Below are 16,979 nucleotides of genomic sequence, written 5' to 3' on the forward strand. Positions count from 1 at the left end.
AAGCCCCTTTCAAGAGGAAAACTGACAAGTACTATCTTAGCGCGTTTCGTCAGTCGGCAGCGGCTCTTCGGGGGGTTCGGGGACGTCGATAAGCACTGTCCTCGTCTTGATGCGGCCGCGGCGGTCGAAGCCGCCCTCGGCGGTGTAGCGCACGCCGTCGATCACCGTCGACGAACCCGGGAGCGGGACGCGGCCAAGCTGATAGGACAGTAGGCCGGCGAGGGTGTCCACAGAGTCGGTGAGCTCGTCATCGAACTCGACCTCGTAGTCGAAGTGGTCCTCGAGGTAGTCCACCAAGTCATCGAGCGGCAGGCGGGACTGGGCGCGGAACTGGCGCTCGCCGATCTGCTCGACCGGAGCGTCCTCGTCCTCGTCGAACTCGTCGGTGATCTCGCCGACGATTTCCTCCAACAGGTCCTCCATGGTGAGGAGGCCGGCTACGTTGCCGAACTCGTCAATGACGATCGCGATGTGCGTGTTTTGCTGCTGCATCTGCTTGAGCAGCTCGTCCAGCGGCTTCGACTCCGGCACGAACAGCGGTTCGCGCATCAGCCCGGTCAGCTGCGTCGACGCGTCGACCGGGGCACCGTTGTCGCCGAACATGTCCTTGAGGTAAGCCACGCCGACGATCTCGTCGACGCTCTCGCCGATGAGCGGAACGCGCGAGTGACCCGAGCGAACCATCAGGCTCGTGGCCTGGCGCGCCGTCTTTTCGCTCTCGATCCAGATCATCTCCGGGCGCGGCACCATCACCTGGCGGGCGTGAGTGGACGCGAGGTCGAAGATGTTCTGGATCATGCGGCCCTCGGTGGTCTCCACCACGCCCTTCTCCTGCGCAATGTCAACGGCCTCGCGCAGCTCCACTTCGGTGGCGTACGGGCCGTCGCGGAAGTCCGCGCCCGGGTGGAACAGGTTGCCCAGCTTGATCAGGAAACGGGACACCGGGCCCAGCACCGCGTGGAACACCACGAGCCACTGGGCCGCCTTCAGCGAGATGGTGTACGGGTTGCGCTTGCCAGCCGTGCGGGCGAAGACGCCGATGATGCTGAACTGCAGCAGCGCTACCGCCACGATCGCCGCGGTGATCGCCCAGCCTTCCGCGTCAATGAGGTCCATGGCTGTGATCGCCGCGAACACCGCCGCCGTGATGTCCAGCGTGGTAGACAGCAGCACGAGCATGTTGACGTGGTTCGCGCGCGCGTTGACCACGCGCAGCAGCGCCGGCGCGCCGGCGACCTCGTCCTTCACCATGTTTTCCACACGCGCCCGGGAGACCGGGGTCAGGGCGGATTCGACGGAGCCAAGAAGGCCGGACAACAGCATCGCCGCGAGCGCGATGATGCCGTAGAAAATGGTGTTGTGCATTGAGGTGTTAGTTCTCGTTCTGGGTCGGTGCGTTGGGGCCGCGGGTGCCGTGGGGGCTGTGGGGGTCTGCGTGCTGCGCCTCGCGCTCACGCATCAGACGGTCGAGCTCCTCGCGGTCAGCGGCGGAGGGGAACGCGTGCGCCCCGGTCGGCTTCGGCTGGTACTCCACCCCGCGCGCGGTCATGGAGTCGTACCAGTCGGCGAGGATCTCGTTCTGCAGCGCGAACATCTCGCGCTCGTCGGCGGGCTGAATGTGGTCGTAGCCAAGCAGGTGCAGGACTCCGTGGACGGTGAGCAGTGCGAGCTCATGCGCCAAGTCGTGGCCCGCCATCTCCGCCTGCTTGCGGTCGAACGCCGGGCACAGGATGATGTCGCCCAGCATCGACGCGCCGAACGGGGTCGCGTCCGGGCGCCCGCCACCGGGAGTGAGCTCATCCATAGGGAAGCTCATCACGTCGGTCGGGCCCTCGAGGTCCATCCAGCGGACGTGGAGATCCGCCATCGTCGGCTCATCCACGAGCGTGATCGTGGCCTCGGTGTCCGGGTGGACGTCCATGGTTTGGAGGGCGAACGAGCAAACGTCGATAAGCATTTGCTCGTTGACGTCGGCCTCGCCGGACTCGTTGAGAACTTCAATGCTCACTGGCTGGCTTCCTCCTCGCGCTCGCGCTCAAGCTCCTGCTGGCGCTTTTCGTAGCGCATCGAATTCTGGGCATCGTGCCGGTCGTACGCGGCGACGATGCGGGAGATCAGGTGGTGGCGCACGACGTCCTCGCCGCGCATCTCCTGGAACGCGATGTCATCGATGTTGGACAGAATGCGCCGGGCAACGCGCAGGCCGGACACGGTGCCGCGCGGCAGGTCCACCTGCGAGATGTCGCCGGTGACCACCATCTTCGAGCGGAAGCCCAGGCGGGTGAGGAACATCTTCATCTGCGCACCGGTGGTGTTCTGTGCCTCGTCCAGGATCACGAACGCATCCGACAGGGTGCGACCGCGCATGTAGGCGAGCGGGGCGACCTCGATGATGTTGGCGTCGACGAGCTTGGGGATCATCTCCGGGTCCAACATGTCCCGCAGCGCGTCGTAGAGCGGGCGCAGGTACGGGTCGATCTTGTCATTCAGCGTGCCCGGGAGGAAGCCGAGTTTCTCGCCCGCTTCCACGGCGGGGCGGGTGAGGATAATGCGCTTGACTTCCTTGGCCTGCAGCGCCTGCACCGCCTTCGCCACGGCCAGGTAGGTCTTGCCGGAGCCGGCGGGGCCGATACCGAACGTAATCGTGTGCTCGTCGATCGCGTCGACGTACTGGCGCTGGCCCGCCGTCTTGGGGCGGATCACCTTGCCGCGGCGGGCGACGATCTCTGCGCCGAGGATCTCGGACGCGGATTCTGGCGTGTCCGTCTCCATAATGCGGGCGGCGTGGACGACGGAGTCCGGGTCCACCGGCACGCCACGGCGCGCCATGGACTCAAGCTCATCGACGACGCGCGCCGCGTAGGCCACGTCCGCCTCGGCACCGCGCAGCGTCAGCGTCGTGCCTCGCGCGTGGATGTCAGCGGCGAGCTGCCGGTTGAGGACCCGCAGGTTGCCGTCGTTGACTCCGAGGACGGCCTGGGCGTAGGCGGAGTCCAATTCGAGTTTGCGGGTAACTGGATTTTGCATGCTGCTCCTCAACACTACCAGCGAGACGTCAACGCGCCGATGGCGCAAAGTGCCGCGAACCCGGCGCTCGCTGTGCGCAGGACTTGCGGCCCCATCCGCACGGGGTGGGCTCCGAGCAAATCTAACTCATCCTGGCTAATGCCGCCCTCCGGGCCGACGATGAGGAAGACCTCTTCGCCGAAGTTAAGGTCCTTGATGGAGTCGGTCGCATCTTCGTGCAGCACGACCGCGGGCTTGCCGGCGATGAGGTCCTTGAGTTGGTTGGTTGTCATCGCGTCGTGGACCTTAGGCAGCCACGCCCGGCGCGACTGCTTCGCGGAGGCGGCAGCCTGGTTTTGCCACTTCTGCACCTGCTTCGCCTGCTTGTCGTTCCCCCACCGCGCGATGGTGCGGTGCGAGATCCAGGGAATGATGGCGTCCGCGCCGCCCTGCACGGCGAGGTCGACGGCCAGCTCGGCGCGCTCCGACTTCGGCACCGCTTGCACGAGCGTGACGCGCGGCGTGGGCGCGGCTTCGGTGTGTTCGGCCACCACGTCGCCGACGACACGGTCGCGCGAGCAGTCGCGGACGACGACTTCGGCGGCGTTGCCGTGGCCGTCGACAAGCATGATGTGCTCCCCCGGGCCGATGCGCTTGACGTGGGCGTGTTTCGCTTCGGCGCCGTCGAGCTCGCCGGAGTTTGGCTGCGCGGCGTAAAAGTACGGCAGGCTCATCAGCGGCGGAACTTACCACGCATGCGAGAGAAGAAGCTTTCCCCGCCGGACTCCTCGCTGGAGTGCACGCGCGCCTCGTCGTCGTGAGACTCGCGCAGCTGCTCCAGCGCGGCGCGCTCGTCCTTGCTCAGGTCGGTCGGCACGACCACCTTCACGTGCGCGACCATGTCGCCCGCGCCCTCGGCGCGCAGGCGCGGCATGCCCTCGCCGTGCAGGACGATCTCCTCATCTGGCTGCACGCCGGCCGGGACCTGGATAGTGGTCTGCTCGCCGGCCAAGTTCTCCACGGCCAGATCGGTGCCAAGCGCAGCGTCATACATTGGCACGCGCAGCTGCAGGTGCAGGTCGTTGCCCTCACGGGCGAAGACGGCGTGCGGGGCGGTGTGGACCTCCACGTAGAGGTCGCCCGCCGGGCCGCCGCCGTGGCCGACCTCGCCCTGGTTGGCCATGCGGATGCGCATGCCGGACGCGATGCCGGCCGGGACGTTTACGGTGAGGTCGCGGGTGGTGCGCACGCGGCCGTCGCCGGCGCACTGACGGCACGGGTCCTTAATAATCTCGCCGTAGCCGTGGCACTTCGGGCACTCGTGGGTGGTCATCACGTTGCCCAGGAAGGACTGCTGCATCTCCTGCACCGCGCCCTGACCCTGGCAGTAGTCGCAGGTTTCCGGCTTGGCGCCCGACTCGGAGCCGGAGCCCTGGCACTTGTTGCACAACACGGCGGTGTCCACGGTGACGTCCTTCTTCACGCCCGCAAACGCTTCTTCCAGCGTGATCTGGGTGCGCAGCAGGGCGTCGTTGCCCGGCTGCACGCGCGAACGCGGCTCGCGGCCCGCGCCGCCCCCGCCGAAGAACGCCTCGAAAATGTCGCCGACACCGCCGAATCCACCGAAGCCGCCGCCGGGCCCGGCCGCGCCGCCCTGCTCCATTGGGTCTCCGCCGCGGTCCACAATGCTGCGCTTCTTCGGGTCCAGCAGGACCTCCTGCGCCAGCGAGATGTCCGCGAACTTCTCCGCAGCCTCCTCGGACGGGTTCACGTCCGGGTGGTACTTGCGGGCGAGCTTGCGGTACGCCTTCTTAATCTCTTGCTCCGTGGCTTCCCGGTCGACGCCGAGAATGCCGTAGTAGTCTCGTGCCAAAGTATTTACCCTTTCAGATTTATAGAAGTGTGAGGAAGTGCTTCGCCCGCTGGTCGCGGCTGCTATTCGCCCCGCAGGATGCGGCTAATGTATTGGGCCACGGTGGCAACCTTTTGAATCGTACCGGGGTAGTCCATGTACGTCGGACCGACCACCCCGAGTCCGCCAAGCGCCTCGTCGCCCGCGCCATATGCAGTTGTAACAATCGCGGCCTGGGAAAATTCCTCGTTCTCGTTCTCCCGCCCGATCCGCACGGACACCCGCTCCAGATCCTGCGCGCTGGCCAGGAGCTTCAGCACGACGACCTGCTGCTCCAGGGCCTCGATCACGCTGTGCAGGTCCGCCAGCCGGTGCACGGTCAGGTTGCCCGCGCCGGCGATGAGCAGGCGGTCCGCGGTCGTGTCCACCAGCGTGTCCACGAGGACGGCGGCGCAGCGCCCGACGGCGTCGGCGAGTGCGCGCGGGGCGCGCGCGTGCAGGGTGGACAGCCCGGCGGCGGCCTCGCGCATCGTCCGGCCGACGAGGACGTCGTTAAGGAGGTCGCGGAGGACGGGCACGTGGGCGTCGACAAGCGGCCCCTTGAGCTCGACATTGCGCTGGTCAACGCGCCCGGTGTCGGTGATGACCACCAGCAGCAAGCGCGTCGGCGTGAGCGAGACGACCTCGCAGTGCTTCACGCGCGACAGGTCGAGGTTAGGCAGCTGCACCACCGCGGCTTGGTTGGTCAGCTGGGCGAGCAGCTGGACGCTGCGGCGCAGCACGTCCTCGAGGTCCACGCCGTGCTCGAGAAAGTCCAGGATGGCGTGGCGCTCAGCGACGGAGAGCGGCTTGACGTCGTCGTGCAGCGCGTCCACGAACGCGCGGTACCCGGCCTGCGTGGGGATGCGGCCGGAGGAGGTGTGGGTTTGGCTGATGTAGCCCTGTTGCTCCAGCACGCTCATGTCGTTCCTGATGGTCGCCGAGCTCACGCCGAGCCCGTGGCGCTCCACCAGTGCCTTCGATCCGACTGGTTCTTGCTGCGCGATGTAGTCTGCAACGATTGCGCGCAGCACCGCCTTGCGGCGGTCATCAGCAGCACTCATTAGCACTCCCTCTCATCGACTGCCAGCTATCCTACTCGGCGGCCAGAATATCGGTCACGATGCCGTCTGCAAGCAATCGGCCCGCATCCGTCACCGCGATGCGCTCGCCCGCGGTGAGCAGGCCGCCGCGCACATGCTTGTCGACGACCTCGCGCGCCCCTGCCCCAACCGAGCCGGCAGGGACACCCTCCTTCAGGCGCAGGCCGAGCATCACCTGCTCGTCGTGGTGCTCCGCATCCGTCACCGTCTCCGTGAACCCGATCGGCAGCTCGCCGCCCCGCAGGATGTCGGCGTAGCGCTCTGGGCGCTTCACGTTTGCGAAGCGCTCGCGGCCGATATAAGAGTGCGCCCCCGGACCCGCGCCCCACCACTGGCCATCGCGCCAGTACAGCAGGTTGTGCCGACACTCCCCGCCCGGCTTCGACCAGTTGGACACCTCGTACCAGCCGAACCCCGCGGCCTCGAGCGCCTCGGCGATCAACTCGTAGCGGCGCGCGTACACCTCCTCCTCGGGCGCCGGCAGCTCACCGCGGCGCACCTTGCGCGCCATCGCGGTGCCGTCCTCCACGATGAGCGAGTACGCGGACACGTGGTCCACTCCCGTGGAAAGGATCGCGTCGAGCGTGGCGCGCACGTCATCGTCCGTCTCCGTCGGGGTGCCGTAGATCATGTCCAGGTTGACGTGGTCAAACCCGGCGGCAAGCGCCTCGCGGGCAGCGGCGACAGCGCGCCCCGGCGTGTGCGCGCGGTCCAGCACCTTGAGTACGGGCGTGGAGGCGGACTGCATCCCGAGCGACACACGAGTAAAACCTGCCTCGCGCAGCCCCGCGAAGTAGCCGGGGCTGGTGGACTCCGGGTTCGACTCCGTGGTGACCTCGGCGTTCGGCGCGAGGCCGAAGGTGTTGCGGACGGCACCCAGCAGGCGCGACAGCCCGTCTGCGCCGAGCAGCGACGGGGTGCCCCCGCCCACGAACACAGTGTCCGCGCGCGGCGGGGTGCGCTCGCCCCGCGCGGCGGCGGTGCGCGCGGCGGCGAGCTCCAGCTCGCGCTCGATCGCGTCCAGGTACTCCGCGTGCGAGGACGCTACCTCGGTGGGCGTGTACGTATTGAAGTCGCAGTAGCCACAACGGGTCGCGCAGAACGGGACGTGAAGGTAGACGCCAAAAGAGTCGTGTTCAGCCATGCGGCCAGTTTAGGCACCGCGCCGGGAGCGCTTCGCCGCGACCTTCTCCACGATCCGGTTGATGCGGGCGCGCTCGTCCAAAAACTCCGGCGGGTTGGTCCCGCGCATAGTGCGCACGAACGCCGGATGGTCAACGCACACAGTCTCCACCCACCCCTCGACGGCGGCCTCGACCAGCTCTGAGACTGTGGCGTAAAGGTGCGGTAGGCTCACCGCGCCGAGCTCGCGGGCGACCATGTCGGTCTGCTCAAGGGTGTAGGCGACAATCTCGGTGAGGTGCTGGACAGTGAGGTCGGTGCGGCCGGTGAGCGCGTCCTCCATCGTCTGCACGGAAAACGGCGCGGAAAGCGGGAAGAGCTCTTCCAGCCCGGTGGCGTCGAGAAGCTCCGGCTCGGGGACCTTCTCCTCGGGGCAGGCGGAGGCGGACAGGACGCCCGCGCGCATCCCCGAGGTCAGTGCCTGGCGCAGGCCGATGAGCTCGCCGACCACCCGGCGCGCGTCCACGCGGGCGTCGTCGGCGATCTCCACAAACTCGGCGAGGCAGTCGTCCGTGAGCTCGCCGTCGTAGTCCGCGACGGCCTCTGCAATGTGCTCGATGTACTCGGCGACCTCGTCGCCGATGTTGTAAATCTCCTGCGTGAGCTCGCGGTGCCGCAGCATTGCAGCCGTCTTGTGCACGGACAAGCCCCCTTTTGTATTGCTCAGGACGAGTTACGGATTTGCTGGGAGCAATGCTAAGGCACGGGCGCGCCCCGGCGCGGAAGGCGCGCCGAAGCTACGCCGCACCCACCCCGCCACCGACGCACGCTAGCGCTCGTAGAGCTTGTCAATGTCCTCGCGGAAGCGCTGGAAGACCACGTTGCGCTTGACCTTCATCGTTGGCGTCATCTCGTTGTCGCGCTCGGAGAGGTCGCGGTCCAGGATGCGGAACTTCTTAATCGCCTCGGCGTGCGAAACGGTCGCGTTGGCCATGTTGATCGCGTCCTGTACCTCCGCGCGAAGGCTCGCGTCCTGGGCGAGCTCCGCGAGCTTCTTCTGCTCCGGGATGTTGTGGGTGGCCTTCCAGCGGGCCAGCTCGTCCTCGTCCAGCGTGACCAGCACGCCGATAAATGGCTTGCCGTCGCCGACAATGAGCGCGTTCGAAATGAGCGGGTCCTGACGGATGATCTCCTCCATCGGCCCGGGCGAAACGTTCTTGCCGCCCGCGGTGACAATGAGGTCCTTCTTGCGGCCAGTGATGCGCACGAAGCCCTCGGCGTCCACCTCGCCCAGGTCGCCGGTGTTGAACCAGCCTTCGTCGAACGCCTCGGCCGTGGCGTCCGGGTTGTTCCAGTACTGCTTGAACACGCCGGGGCCGGAGAACTCGATCTCGCCGTCGTCGTTGATGCGCACGGAGTAGCCGTTGACCGGTGGGCCGACGGTGCCGATCTTCTGCCCGGCCTTGTTGTTCACACACGCCGCGGCGCAGGTCTCGGTCAGCCCGTATCCCTCGTAGATGGGCACGCCCATGCCGCGGAAGAAGTGCGACAGCTCGGCGCTCATCGCGGAACCGCCCGTGATTCCGTAGGTCACGGCGCCACCCATGGCGTCCTTGAGCTTGGAGTAGACGAGCTTTTCAAACACCTTCCGCTTCGCCTTCTGCACGCGGTTCGGCCCCTCCGGCGTATCCAGCGCCTTGGAGTACTCGATGGCGGCGCGCTCGGCCTCGAGGAAGACGCGCTTGCCCACGGCGGAGCCGTCAGCGGCCTTGTTGTAGGCGGCGTTGCGCACCTTCTCAAACACGCGCGGCACGCCGAGCACCATGTTCGGCCGGGCACGCTGCAGCTCCACCGTGAGGGTGGAGGTGTCGGACCAGTGCGACTGGGTCGCGCCCGCCATCGTCAGCGCCAGCGACACCGCGCGCTGCAGCACGTGCGCGAGCGGCAGGAAGGTGACGACGCGCTTGCCGGGAACGGCGACCTCGCCAATCTCGTTCTTAATCAGCGCCCACGTCTGGTAGGCCCAGTTGCCGTGCGTGAGCTCCACGCCCTTCGGCCGGCCGGTGGTGCCCGAGGTGTAGACGATCGAGCCGATGTCGTCGTGGGTGATGGCGGCCACGCGGGCGTCGATGAGCGACTGCTCCACCTCGCGCCCCTCGAACTTGAGCGTCTCCACGCCCGAGGCATTAAATTCATAGACCTTGCGCAGCTGGGACGTGGAGCCAGCTAGCCGCGGCGTGCCATCCTCCTGCAGCACGAACGAGCTGATCAGCTGCGTATGATCACGCGTCTCCGTCAGCGCCAGCTTCGCGCCGGAATCCTCCAGAATCCACTGGATCTGCGACATGGAGCTCGACGGGTAGATCGGCACCGACGCCGCCCCGGCCGCCCAGATGGCAAAGTCCATCAGCGACCACTCGTAGCGGGTCGCCGACAGGATGGCCACGCGATCGCCGGGCTCAACACCCGCAGCGACCAGGCCCTTCGCGGCCTCGTAGACTTCCTCAAGGAACTCGCCGGCGGTCACGTTCACCCAGTCGTAGTTACGCGGGCGGGAAAACAGCACGGTGTGCGGGTGCTCCGTGCACAGCGTGATCAGCTGGCTCAGGCAGTTTTCCGACGCGTCGAGCTCGAAACCGAGGTCCGTGGTGAAAGAATTCTGTGACATAAGCCCTCACCCTACCGCGTTAACAGCTGCTCGGCCCCGCTCCGGGCGAGCGCGCGGCGCGTTTGGCACAATGTTCGTTGTGTTCACTGTGATGAATGAAGAACTCCTGCTGTCACTCGCCCGGTCGTACGGCTTTGGCACCTCCTACCGCTCCGACGTTGGGAAACTTGTTACGCCGCCGGCGCAGTCCTTCATGAAACTGCTGCGCGCAATCGGCGTGCCGCTGTCTGAATCCCCCTCAGACCAGGAGCTCCAAGAGCTTATCGACGCCCGCGCGACCGCCCTCGCGACCCGGCCGCTGCCCCTCACCGTGGTCGCCACCGCGGGCGAGGAACAGCACTTCAACGTCCACGTCAAGGACGGCCACTACGCGCACTGCTGGATCCGCCTGGAGGACGGGTCCTCGCGCGACGCCTACCAGGACGAGAACTGGGCGCCGCCGACCACCGCCGCCGACGGCACCGTCTGGGGCGAGGCGACCTTCCACGTCCCCGGCGACCTGCCCGAAGGTTGGCACGAGCTGCACCTGGAGTCCGACGACCTGGACGAGGTCTGCCCGCTCATTGTTGTGCCGGCCCGCCTGACCACCAACGAGGCGCTCGAGCGCCGGCCCGCGTACGGCGTGATGGCGCAGCTCTACTCCGTGCGCTCCACGCAGTCCTGGGGCATCGGCGACTTTGAAGACCTCGCGCGCATCGCCGAGGCTGTCGCCGCCGAAGGCGCGGACTACCTGTTGATCAACCCGGTGCACGCTGCGCAGCCCGTCCCGCCGGTGGAGGACTCCCCGTACCTCCCCGCCTCGCGCCGCTTTGTCAATCCCATTTACATTTCCGTCGAGGCGGTCCCCGAGTTCACCAAGCTGGGCGTGGAAACGCGCGCGGAGGTCAACCAGCTGGTCAGCCCGCTGAAAGCGATGAACCACACCGCCGACCCGCTGGACCGCAACGCCGTGTTTGAGGTGAAGCTCGCGGTCCTGCGCGAGCTGTTCTACCTGTCCCAGCAGGACCCGGGGCGCTCGCACGACTTCGAGCTGTACACCCTGGACGAGGGCGAGGGCCTGCGCGAGTTCGGCGAGTGGTGCGCCGTCCAGGCCGACGCGGTCGAGCACGGCCAGCACGCGGCGAAGGCCGCCGACGAGGAAACGATCCAGTTCTACATGTGGCTGCAGTTCATCGCGGACGAGCAGCGCCGCGTCGCCCAGGACCGCGCGCTGGCCGCCGGCATGCGCATCGGCATCATGACGGACCTCGCCGTGGGCATTCACCCGGACGGCGCGGACGCTCACACGCTGGCTGATGTGCTGGTCGCCGACGCCTCGGTTGGCGCGCCGCCGGACATGTACTCCCAGCAGGGGCAGGACTGGTCCCAACCGCCGTGGAACCCGGAGGCACTCGCCCAGCAGGGGTACGGCCCGTGGCGCGACTTGCTGCGCACGGTGCTGCGCCACTCCGGCGGCATCCGCGTCGACCACATCCTGGGTCTGTTCCGCCTGTTCTGGATGCCGCGCGAGGACAAGCCGGCTGACGGCCTGTACATGAACTACGACTACCGGGCGATGGTGGGCATCCTCCTGCTTGAGGCGCAGCGCGCAGGCGCCGTGGTGATCGGCGAGGACCTGGGCACCTTCGAGCCGTGGGTGCAGGACGTGCTGCGCGACACCGGTGTGTTCGGCACGACGGTCCTGTGGTTCGAGGCGACCGATTCCGACGACCCACGCCCGGCCGACCAGTACCGGGCGCTGGCGCTGTCCGCCGTTGGCACGCACGACCTGCCGCCGACCGCCGGCTACATGGAGGGCGTGCACAACGAGCTGCGCTCCCGCCTGGGCCTGGTCGCGGAGTCGCTCGAAGAGCTCAACGCCGAGGACGGCGTGTGGATCGGCCGCGTGCTCAACCAGGTGCGCGCCGAGGGCGCGTTCGCGGGCACGGCGTTCGCGGACACCGACTTTACCCAGTACGACCTCGGCGAGTTCGACAGCGCGGGCTCGCTGGATGACCTGCTTGTCGGACTCACCCGCTTCATCGCCTCGACCCCGTCCGCGATGACGTGCACGAACCTCGTGGACATGGTGGGCGACCGCCGCATCCAAAACCAGCCGGGCACCAACGCGCACCAGTACGCAAACTGGTGTATCCCCCTCACCGATGCCGCAGGGAAGCCAGTGCTTATCGACGCCCTGCCGTCCAACCCCCTCTTCCACCGGGTCGCAGAGGCGTCGCGGCGGCCGCAGCGCTAACTCGGCCGCTGTGCGGCGCCGCCGGCGCAGGTCCCGCGCAGGTGCGGGCTCGACCGGCTCGGCCTGCTACACCAGGCTACCGACGATCGCCGCAATAACGACGAGCGCGAGCATCACGTACAGTGCCTGCGTCACCCGCGACTGCGGGTACTTGCGTTGCTGCCGTGGCAGGCGCTGATCCTGCTTGCGCAATTCTTCCGGGTTTGCCATGGCGCTAGTGTACTTCCCCGTCCGCCGCGGCCGAAACTTCGCCGTGTGCGCTTCCGGTCTCTTGGGCGCTTTTGGCCCCACGAGTTCTGTCGCGCAAGAACGCCAGCCAATCCGCCACGTGCAGCATCGCCCACGCGGCGAGCCCGGCCGCCGGCAGCGCGACGGCAAGCACGATCGGGAGCTGGAGCCAGGGGCTCAGTGCAAACATGAAGGTCCCTCCTCCGTGTACGCCTACACGCGCCCAGTGTTGGGCGCGATGTCGGTGCCCTCGAGCCCACGCCGCACGAGCAGCGGGCGCGTATCTTTCTCGCGGCCGCGGAACGCCGTGTACGCCTCGGTGTAGTCGCGCGCAGCGCCGCGCGACAGGATAGCGTCGCGGAACTTCGCGCCGGTCGCCCGGTTGATGCCTCCCTCCTGCACCAGGTCGTACCCGTCCGCGTCCAGTGCTTCGGCCCACAGATAGGAGTAGTACCCGGCGGAGTAGCCGCCGGCGAAGATGTGGTTGAACCACGTCGAGCGGTACCGGGGCGTGAGCCCGGGAACGTCGAGGTGGTAGCGCCGCAGGACGTCCTCTTCGAAGGCGTCGATGTCGGCCGGGGTGGCGTCGGTAAGCGAATGCCACTCAAGGTCGATGGCGCTGGCGGCGAGGTACTCGGCGGTGGCAAAGCCCTGGCCAAACTGGCGCGCGGCGCGGACGGACTCGAGCAACGCGGGCGGGATCGGCGCGCCGGTGTCCACGTGGCGGGCGTAGTTGCGCACGATTTCGGGCGCGAACGCGTAGTTCTCGTTGATCTGCGAGGGGAATTCCACCCAGTCCCTCGGGACATTAGTGCCGGACAGCGACGGATAGCGCACGTTGGAGAGCAGACCGTGCAGCGCGTGGCCGAACTCGTGGAAGACGGTGGTGACCTCGTCGATGGTGAGCAGTTCGCTATTCACACTCATGACGTTGACCACCACCGGTGCCGTGCCGGCGAGCCGGGACTGGTCCATGAACGAGCTCATCCACGCCCCGCCGCGCTTGGTCTCGCGCGCCGAGTAGTCCGTGAGCAGCAGGCCGAGGCCGGTGCCATCTTCTTCCTTGACCTCCCACACCTGCACGTCGTCGCGGTAGCCGCGCAGGTCCTCGCGGCGCGTGACGGTGACGCCGTAGAGCAGGTTCGCCGCGTAAAACACGCCGTCCTGCAGCACCTGCCAGAGCGGGAAGTAGTTGCGCAGCTCGGCCTCGTCCAAGTTGAGTTCCTCGGCGCGGCGCTGCGCCGCCCAGTACGGCCAGTCCGCACCGTCGGGGCCATCGGGGCCCCCAAGCTCCGCGCCGCGCGACCGCGCGAGCTCGCCGGCGAGCTTGCGTTCCGCCTCCGCGTTCGCCGCGGCAGCCGGAGCCAGGTCCGCGATCAACGAGCGGGCCGCGTCGGCGGTGCCCGCGGTTTCCTCCGCAATCACGTAGTCCGCGTGCGTGTCGTACCCCAGGAGCTTGGCGCGCTCCTGCCGCAGCGTGACCGTCTCCACTACGATGTCAACGTTCGACTCGGCACCGCGCTGCTGGGAGGCGTCGAAAAGCGCGCGCCGCGCCGCGGGGTCCTCCAGCTCGGCCTGCAGCGACTGGGTCGTGGGAAGTTCGAGGGGCACGATGTACTCGCCGCTCCCGTCGTCCGCCGCGAACGCGTCCAGCTGGTCCTCGCTCAGTCCCGCGAGCTCGTCGCGTGAGAACCGCACGGCGAGGCGCTTCGTGTCGGCGAGCAGGTTGCGGCCGAACTGCTCCGAGAGTTCGGACAGCCGCCCGTTGATAGCCGCCAGGCGCGCCTTGCCGTTCGCGTCCAAGTCCGCGCCGCGGCGGACGAAGCGGCGCACGAGCAGCTCGTGCAGGCGCCGCGACTCCTCGTCATCGGGCACCGCCACCGCGCGCAGCCGGGAATACAGCTCCGCGTTTTGGTAGATCGCGTCCGTGTGAGCGGACAGCTGCGGGACGATGCGGTCGGCTACGGCGTCAAACTCCGCGGTGGCGTCAGTCCCCTGCAGGTTGAAGAACCAGGCGAGCACGCGCGATAGGTCCTGCCCCGCGAGCTCGAGCGCCTCGACGGTGTTCTCCCAGTTCGGCGACTCCTGCGCGCAGATTTCCGCGATCTCCGCGTCGTGGCGCGCAAGCGCTTCCGCAAACGCGGGCTCGACGTGCGCGAGCCTGATGTGGGCAAAGTCCGGCAGCTGGTACGGCAGCTCCGACGGGGCAAGCAGTGGGTTGGTCATGGCGGCCATCATAGGCGGTTACGATTGCGGCATGGCTACGCGCGAAACTCAGGTCACTTGCCCCGCCGGCGCTATCGTCGGCACCAGCGACGGAGCAGTCCGCGAGTTCCACTCGATCCCGTACGCGCGCTTCACCGCCGCGTTCGACCCTCCCGCTCCAGCGCCCACGGGCATGCTTATCGACGCCACTACTCCCCTACCCCACGCCACCCGCCTGAGCATCACCGCCCCGGAGGGCGCTCGCAGAAACGACGACCTGCCGGTGCTGGTGTGGATCCACGGCGGCCGGTTCGAGGAGGGCACCCACGCCGATGACCGCGCCAACGGCCCCGCCTTCGCCCGCGACGGGATCATCCTGGTGCAGGTGGGGTACCGGCTGAAGTTTCCGGGGATGCTGCCGGTGGGCGGTGACGCCCCCGGCCAGTACCGGGCCGTGCAGGACTGCGCGGCGGCGCTGAGCTGGGTGCAGCGCAACATCGAGGCGTTCGGCGGGGACCCCACCAACGTCACCGTCGCGGGCCAAAGCGCCGGAGCGGACATCGCCGTCTGGCTGTGCCGGCGCGACCACTACAAGGGCGAGTTCCGTCGCGCGGTGGCGGCGTCGCCGGTGTTCCCGCGCCGCGGGATGGACTCGCGCCGGTGGGCGGCGCGCGGCGCGCTCGGGCGGGCGCTGCTGCGCGAGGAGCTCAACCCGCTCTACGACCGGTCGCCGCAGCGGCTCGACCGCGCCTACCGCCGCTTCCGCACGCAGTACTGCACCGACATCGCGCTCGGCCCGTTCCCGCTGGAGCCCGCGAAGCTCGCTCGCGTCCCCCTGGTGGTCACCTCTACCCGCGACGAGTTCTTCCCCAACGGGGCGTTTGCGGACGGCACCGCCCTGGCCACCCCCGTGGCGCGGGCGTTGGGCCGGCACATGGGGCTGGCCAAGGGGCGCGTCGGCGAGTACCTCGGCGCGGCGTCGCGCATGGACCCGGGCCACGTGGTGGGGCGCCTGATTTCCGACGCCATGTGCCGCCGCTGGGTCGACGACATTGCTGAGGGCGCGCCGGGAACGGTGTGGCAGGCGGAGCTCGTCGCCAGCGCCGACCTCCCGGCGCACCACGCCGCCGACCTCGCCCCCGCGTTCGGCGCCGATGGCGCCTACGGCACCGGGCTCAACCGGTGGCTCACCCAATTTGTGCGCGGCGGCGACGTCGGGTGGGAGCCCTACAGCGGCGGCACGCGCGCGGGGACGGGGCGGACCGCGCTGCGCGTGGCGCTGGACGGCTCGGGGGCGCAGGAGGTGACGGATCCGCTCGGCTACCTGCGGGGCGCGTTCAGCCCCGTGGCCCACGAGCTTTAGTGCGAACCGGTCTGGGTGAGCGCGCGGCGCAGGCGCGGGTCCGCGAGCTCATCAACGAGCCACGGCGAGAACACGAACGGGGTGGCGTCGACGGCACGGATGAGCGCCTCCGACGCGACCCAGTCCCAGGAGTCGACCTCGTCCGGGTTGGCGTCCAGCGCCGCGCCCGGCGCGAGACGGGCAACGTAGACCGGGCAGCACTCGTTTTCCACGATGCCGGAGGAATCGACGGCGCGGTAGCGGAAGTCCGGCAGGATCTCCGTCAGCCCGTCGATCGCGCCAATGCCCAGCTCCTCGGCGGCGCGGCGGCGCACCGCGTCGGCTACCGCTTCGCCCGGGCCCGGGTGGCCGCAAAAGGAGTTCGTCCACACCCCTGGCCACGCAATCTTGGAGAGCGCGCGGCGCGTGAGCAGCACCTCGCCGTCGGCGTTGCGCAGCCAGCAGGAGAACGCGAGGTGCAGCGGGGTGTCGGTGGTGTGCACCGTGGCTTTGTCGGCGGTGCCGATTGGGGTCCGCGTGGCGTCGACAAGCACTACTTGCTCGCGCATTAGTTGTTCAGATTCCCCTTGAAGGTGACATTACCGATGGTGAACTCGGCGTCCCACAGATTGCCGGTGGACACGTTGAAGGCGTACTTCGCGTTCGTGGTGGCGCCGGGGCCGAGCGGCAGGTCCACGCCGACGATCTCCACGCCGGCGTTCTCGCCGCTCATCGGGTCGGCGTTTTGCATGTTGTTGTTGCCGGAGTTGTAGCGCAGCTTCGGGGTGAGGGTGTCCGCGGGCATCGGGACCTCGCTCTCGTTGGTCACAGCTACGACGACCACGGTGCCGCCACCGGGCGCAGCGCTGGTGCCCTGCCACTTGTAGGAGAGGTCCATCGCCGGGTCCTTCACGCGCTCGCCCGTGATCTCGTCGCTGATCAGCGGGTCGGTCTCCTCCGCCTTGAACTCCGGGGCGGGGGCGCCAGTCGGCGTCGTGATCTCGATTTCAGATTCCTTCGCCTCCTCGCTCTCGTTGCCGCTCACGCACGCGGACAACGCAAAGACGGACGTGGCGGCAAGCAGCACGGCGGTGAACTGCGAACGGTGTGACATAAACGCCTCTTTTACCTCGTTGTGGCACTGCACTGAAATGCGCCGATCAGGCGCTTTCCAATTC

General features: G+C 68.1%; 16 protein-coding genes. 2 read left to right on the forward strand and 14 right to left on the reverse strand.

Annotated elements, in window-relative coordinates; all coding sequences use genetic code 11:
• Positions 1–36: 36 nt before the first annotated feature.
• From CKJ82_RS05185 to CKJ82_RS05225, 9 genes are all read right to left on the reverse strand, one after another.
• The gene (locus tag CKJ82_RS05185; RefSeq protein WP_095537307.1) at positions 37–1,365 is read right to left on the reverse strand and encodes a hemolysin family protein; all 1,329 of its coding nucleotides are present in this window, start codon (positions 1,363–1,365) and stop codon (positions 37–39) included.
• A gap of 7 nt (positions 1,366–1,372) precedes the next feature.
• Positions 1,373–2,008, reverse strand: coding sequence for an rRNA maturation RNase YbeY (gene ybeY, locus CKJ82_RS05190; RefSeq protein ID WP_095537308.1), 636 nt, complete (start codon positions 2,006–2,008; stop codon positions 1,373–1,375).
• Positions 2,005–3,027: a PhoH family protein gene (locus CKJ82_RS05195; protein ID WP_095537309.1), complete on the reverse strand. Its 1,023-nt coding sequence runs from the start codon at positions 3,025–3,027 to the stop codon at positions 2,005–2,007. Before CKJ82_RS05195 ends, ybeY begins: the two co-directional genes overlap by 4 nt.
• 14 nt (positions 3,028–3,041) lie before the next feature.
• Positions 3,042–3,740, reverse strand: a complete 699-nt coding sequence (locus CKJ82_RS05200) for a 16S rRNA (uracil(1498)-N(3))-methyltransferase (protein WP_095537310.1) — start codon at positions 3,738–3,740, stop codon at positions 3,042–3,044.
• Entirely contained in the window at positions 3,740–4,879 is a 1,140-nt protein-coding gene (dnaJ, locus tag CKJ82_RS05205) for a molecular chaperone DnaJ (protein WP_095537311.1), read from the reverse strand. Before dnaJ ends, CKJ82_RS05200 begins: the two co-directional genes overlap by 1 nt.
• A gap of 62 nt (positions 4,880–4,941) precedes the next feature.
• Complete coding sequence (hrcA, locus tag CKJ82_RS05210) at positions 4,942–5,961, reverse strand: heat-inducible transcriptional repressor HrcA (RefSeq protein ID WP_095537312.1); 1,020 nt, start codon at positions 5,959–5,961, stop codon at positions 4,942–4,944.
• Positions 5,962–5,992: 31 nt separating this feature from the next.
• Entirely contained in the window at positions 5,993–7,144 is a 1,152-nt protein-coding gene (gene hemW, locus CKJ82_RS05215) for a radical SAM family heme chaperone HemW (RefSeq protein WP_095537313.1), read from the reverse strand.
• A 9-nt stretch (positions 7,145–7,153) separates the two neighbouring features.
• A complete protein-coding gene (locus CKJ82_RS05220; protein ID WP_095275579.1) occupies positions 7,154–7,822 on the reverse strand; it encodes a hypothetical protein in 669 nt (222 codons plus the stop codon).
• A gap of 129 nt (positions 7,823–7,951) precedes the next feature.
• Positions 7,952–9,790 carry an AMP-dependent synthetase/ligase gene (locus tag CKJ82_RS05225; RefSeq protein WP_095537314.1) on the reverse strand — a complete coding sequence of 613 codons (1,839 nt, stop codon included), beginning with the start codon at positions 9,788–9,790 and terminating at the stop codon, positions 7,952–7,954.
• A 91-nt stretch (positions 9,791–9,881) separates the two neighbouring features.
• On the opposite strand from CKJ82_RS05225, the gene malQ reads away from it, so the two are divergent.
• On the forward strand, positions 9,882–12,026 hold the full coding sequence (gene malQ / locus CKJ82_RS05230; RefSeq protein ID WP_240510696.1) for a 4-alpha-glucanotransferase: 2,145 nt from the start codon (positions 9,882–9,884) through the stop codon (positions 12,024–12,026).
• 66 nt (positions 12,027–12,092) lie between these two features.
• Here malQ and CKJ82_RS11785 read toward each other — a convergent pair whose 3' ends face one another.
• The 3 genes from CKJ82_RS11785 to CKJ82_RS05245 are packed head-to-tail and all read right to left on the reverse strand — an operon-like array spanning position 12,093 to position 14,492.
• The gene (locus CKJ82_RS11785; protein ID WP_095275485.1) at positions 12,093–12,236 is read right to left on the reverse strand and encodes a hypothetical protein; all 144 of its coding nucleotides are present in this window, start codon (positions 12,234–12,236) and stop codon (positions 12,093–12,095) included.
• Positions 12,237–12,240: 4 nt separating this feature from the next.
• A complete protein-coding gene (locus CKJ82_RS05240) occupies positions 12,241–12,444 on the reverse strand; it encodes a hypothetical protein (protein ID WP_095537315.1) in 204 nt (67 codons plus the stop codon).
• Between the two features lie 23 nt (positions 12,445–12,467).
• Positions 12,468–14,492, reverse strand: coding sequence for a M3 family metallopeptidase (locus tag CKJ82_RS05245; RefSeq protein WP_476728489.1), 2,025 nt, complete (start codon positions 14,490–14,492; stop codon positions 12,468–12,470).
• 19 nt (positions 14,493–14,511) lie between these two features.
• Here CKJ82_RS05245 and CKJ82_RS05250 point away from each other — a divergent pair, with 19 nt between their 5' ends.
• Positions 14,512–15,822 carry a carboxylesterase family protein gene (locus CKJ82_RS05250; protein WP_095537316.1) on the forward strand — a complete coding sequence of 437 codons (1,311 nt, stop codon included), beginning with the start codon at positions 14,512–14,514 and terminating at the stop codon, positions 15,820–15,822.
• Here the strand turns inward: CKJ82_RS05250 and idi are convergent.
• Positions 15,819–16,370: an isopentenyl-diphosphate Delta-isomerase gene (gene idi, locus CKJ82_RS05255; RefSeq protein WP_095537317.1), complete on the reverse strand. Its 552-nt coding sequence runs from the start codon at positions 16,368–16,370 to the stop codon at positions 15,819–15,821. The two genes, CKJ82_RS05250 and idi, sit on opposite strands and share 4 nt — an antisense overlap.
• Positions 16,370–16,915: a hypothetical protein gene (locus tag CKJ82_RS05260; protein WP_095537318.1), complete on the reverse strand. Its 546-nt coding sequence runs from the start codon at positions 16,913–16,915 to the stop codon at positions 16,370–16,372. Before CKJ82_RS05260 ends, idi begins: the two co-directional genes overlap by 1 nt.
• Between the last annotated feature and the right edge of the window lie 64 nt (positions 16,916–16,979).

Origin of the sequence: Corynebacterium gottingense, from assembly GCF_002285125.1 — a bacterium.
GTDB lineage: Bacteria > Actinomycetota > Actinomycetes > Mycobacteriales > Mycobacteriaceae > Corynebacterium > Corynebacterium gottingense.

Coding starts and splice junctions, on each gene's coding strand:
- CKJ82_RS05185 (WP_095537307.1), bottom strand. CDS start 1,365: ATGCACAACACCATTTTCTACGGCATCATCGCGCTCGCGGCGATGCTG.
- CKJ82_RS05225 (WP_095537314.1), bottom strand. CDS start 9,790: ATGTCACAGAATTCTTTCACCACGGACCTCGGTTTCGAGCTCGACGCG.
- CKJ82_RS05245 (WP_476728489.1), bottom strand. CDS start 14,492: ATGATGGCCGCCATGACCAACCCACTGCTTGCCCCGTCGGAGCTGCCG.
- CKJ82_RS05200 (WP_095537310.1), bottom strand. CDS start 3,740: ATGAGCCTGCCGTACTTTTACGCCGCGCAGCCAAACTCCGGCGAGCTC.
- CKJ82_RS05195 (WP_095537309.1), bottom strand. CDS start 3,027: ATGCAAAATCCAGTTACCCGCAAACTCGAATTGGACTCCGCCTACGCC.
- hemW (WP_095537313.1), bottom strand. CDS start 7,144: ATGGCTGAACACGACTCTTTTGGCGTCTACCTTCACGTCCCGTTCTGC.
- CKJ82_RS05250 (WP_095537316.1), top strand. CDS start 14,512: ATGGCTACGCGCGAAACTCAGGTCACTTGCCCCGCCGGCGCTATCGTC.
- hrcA (WP_095537312.1), bottom strand. CDS start 5,961: ATGAGTGCTGCTGATGACCGCCGCAAGGCGGTGCTGCGCGCAATCGTT.
- idi (WP_095537317.1), bottom strand. CDS start 16,370: ATGCGCGAGCAAGTAGTGCTTGTCGACGCCACGCGGACCCCAATCGGC.
- malQ (WP_240510696.1), top strand. CDS start 9,882: ATGAATGAAGAACTCCTGCTGTCACTCGCCCGGTCGTACGGCTTTGGC.
- CKJ82_RS05240 (WP_095537315.1), bottom strand. CDS start 12,444: ATGTTTGCACTGAGCCCCTGGCTCCAGCTCCCGATCGTGCTTGCCGTC.
- CKJ82_RS11785 (WP_095275485.1), bottom strand. CDS start 12,236: ATGGCAAACCCGGAAGAATTGCGCAAGCAGGATCAGCGCCTGCCACGG.
- CKJ82_RS05260 (WP_095537318.1), bottom strand. CDS start 16,915: ATGTCACACCGTTCGCAGTTCACCGCCGTGCTGCTTGCCGCCACGTCC.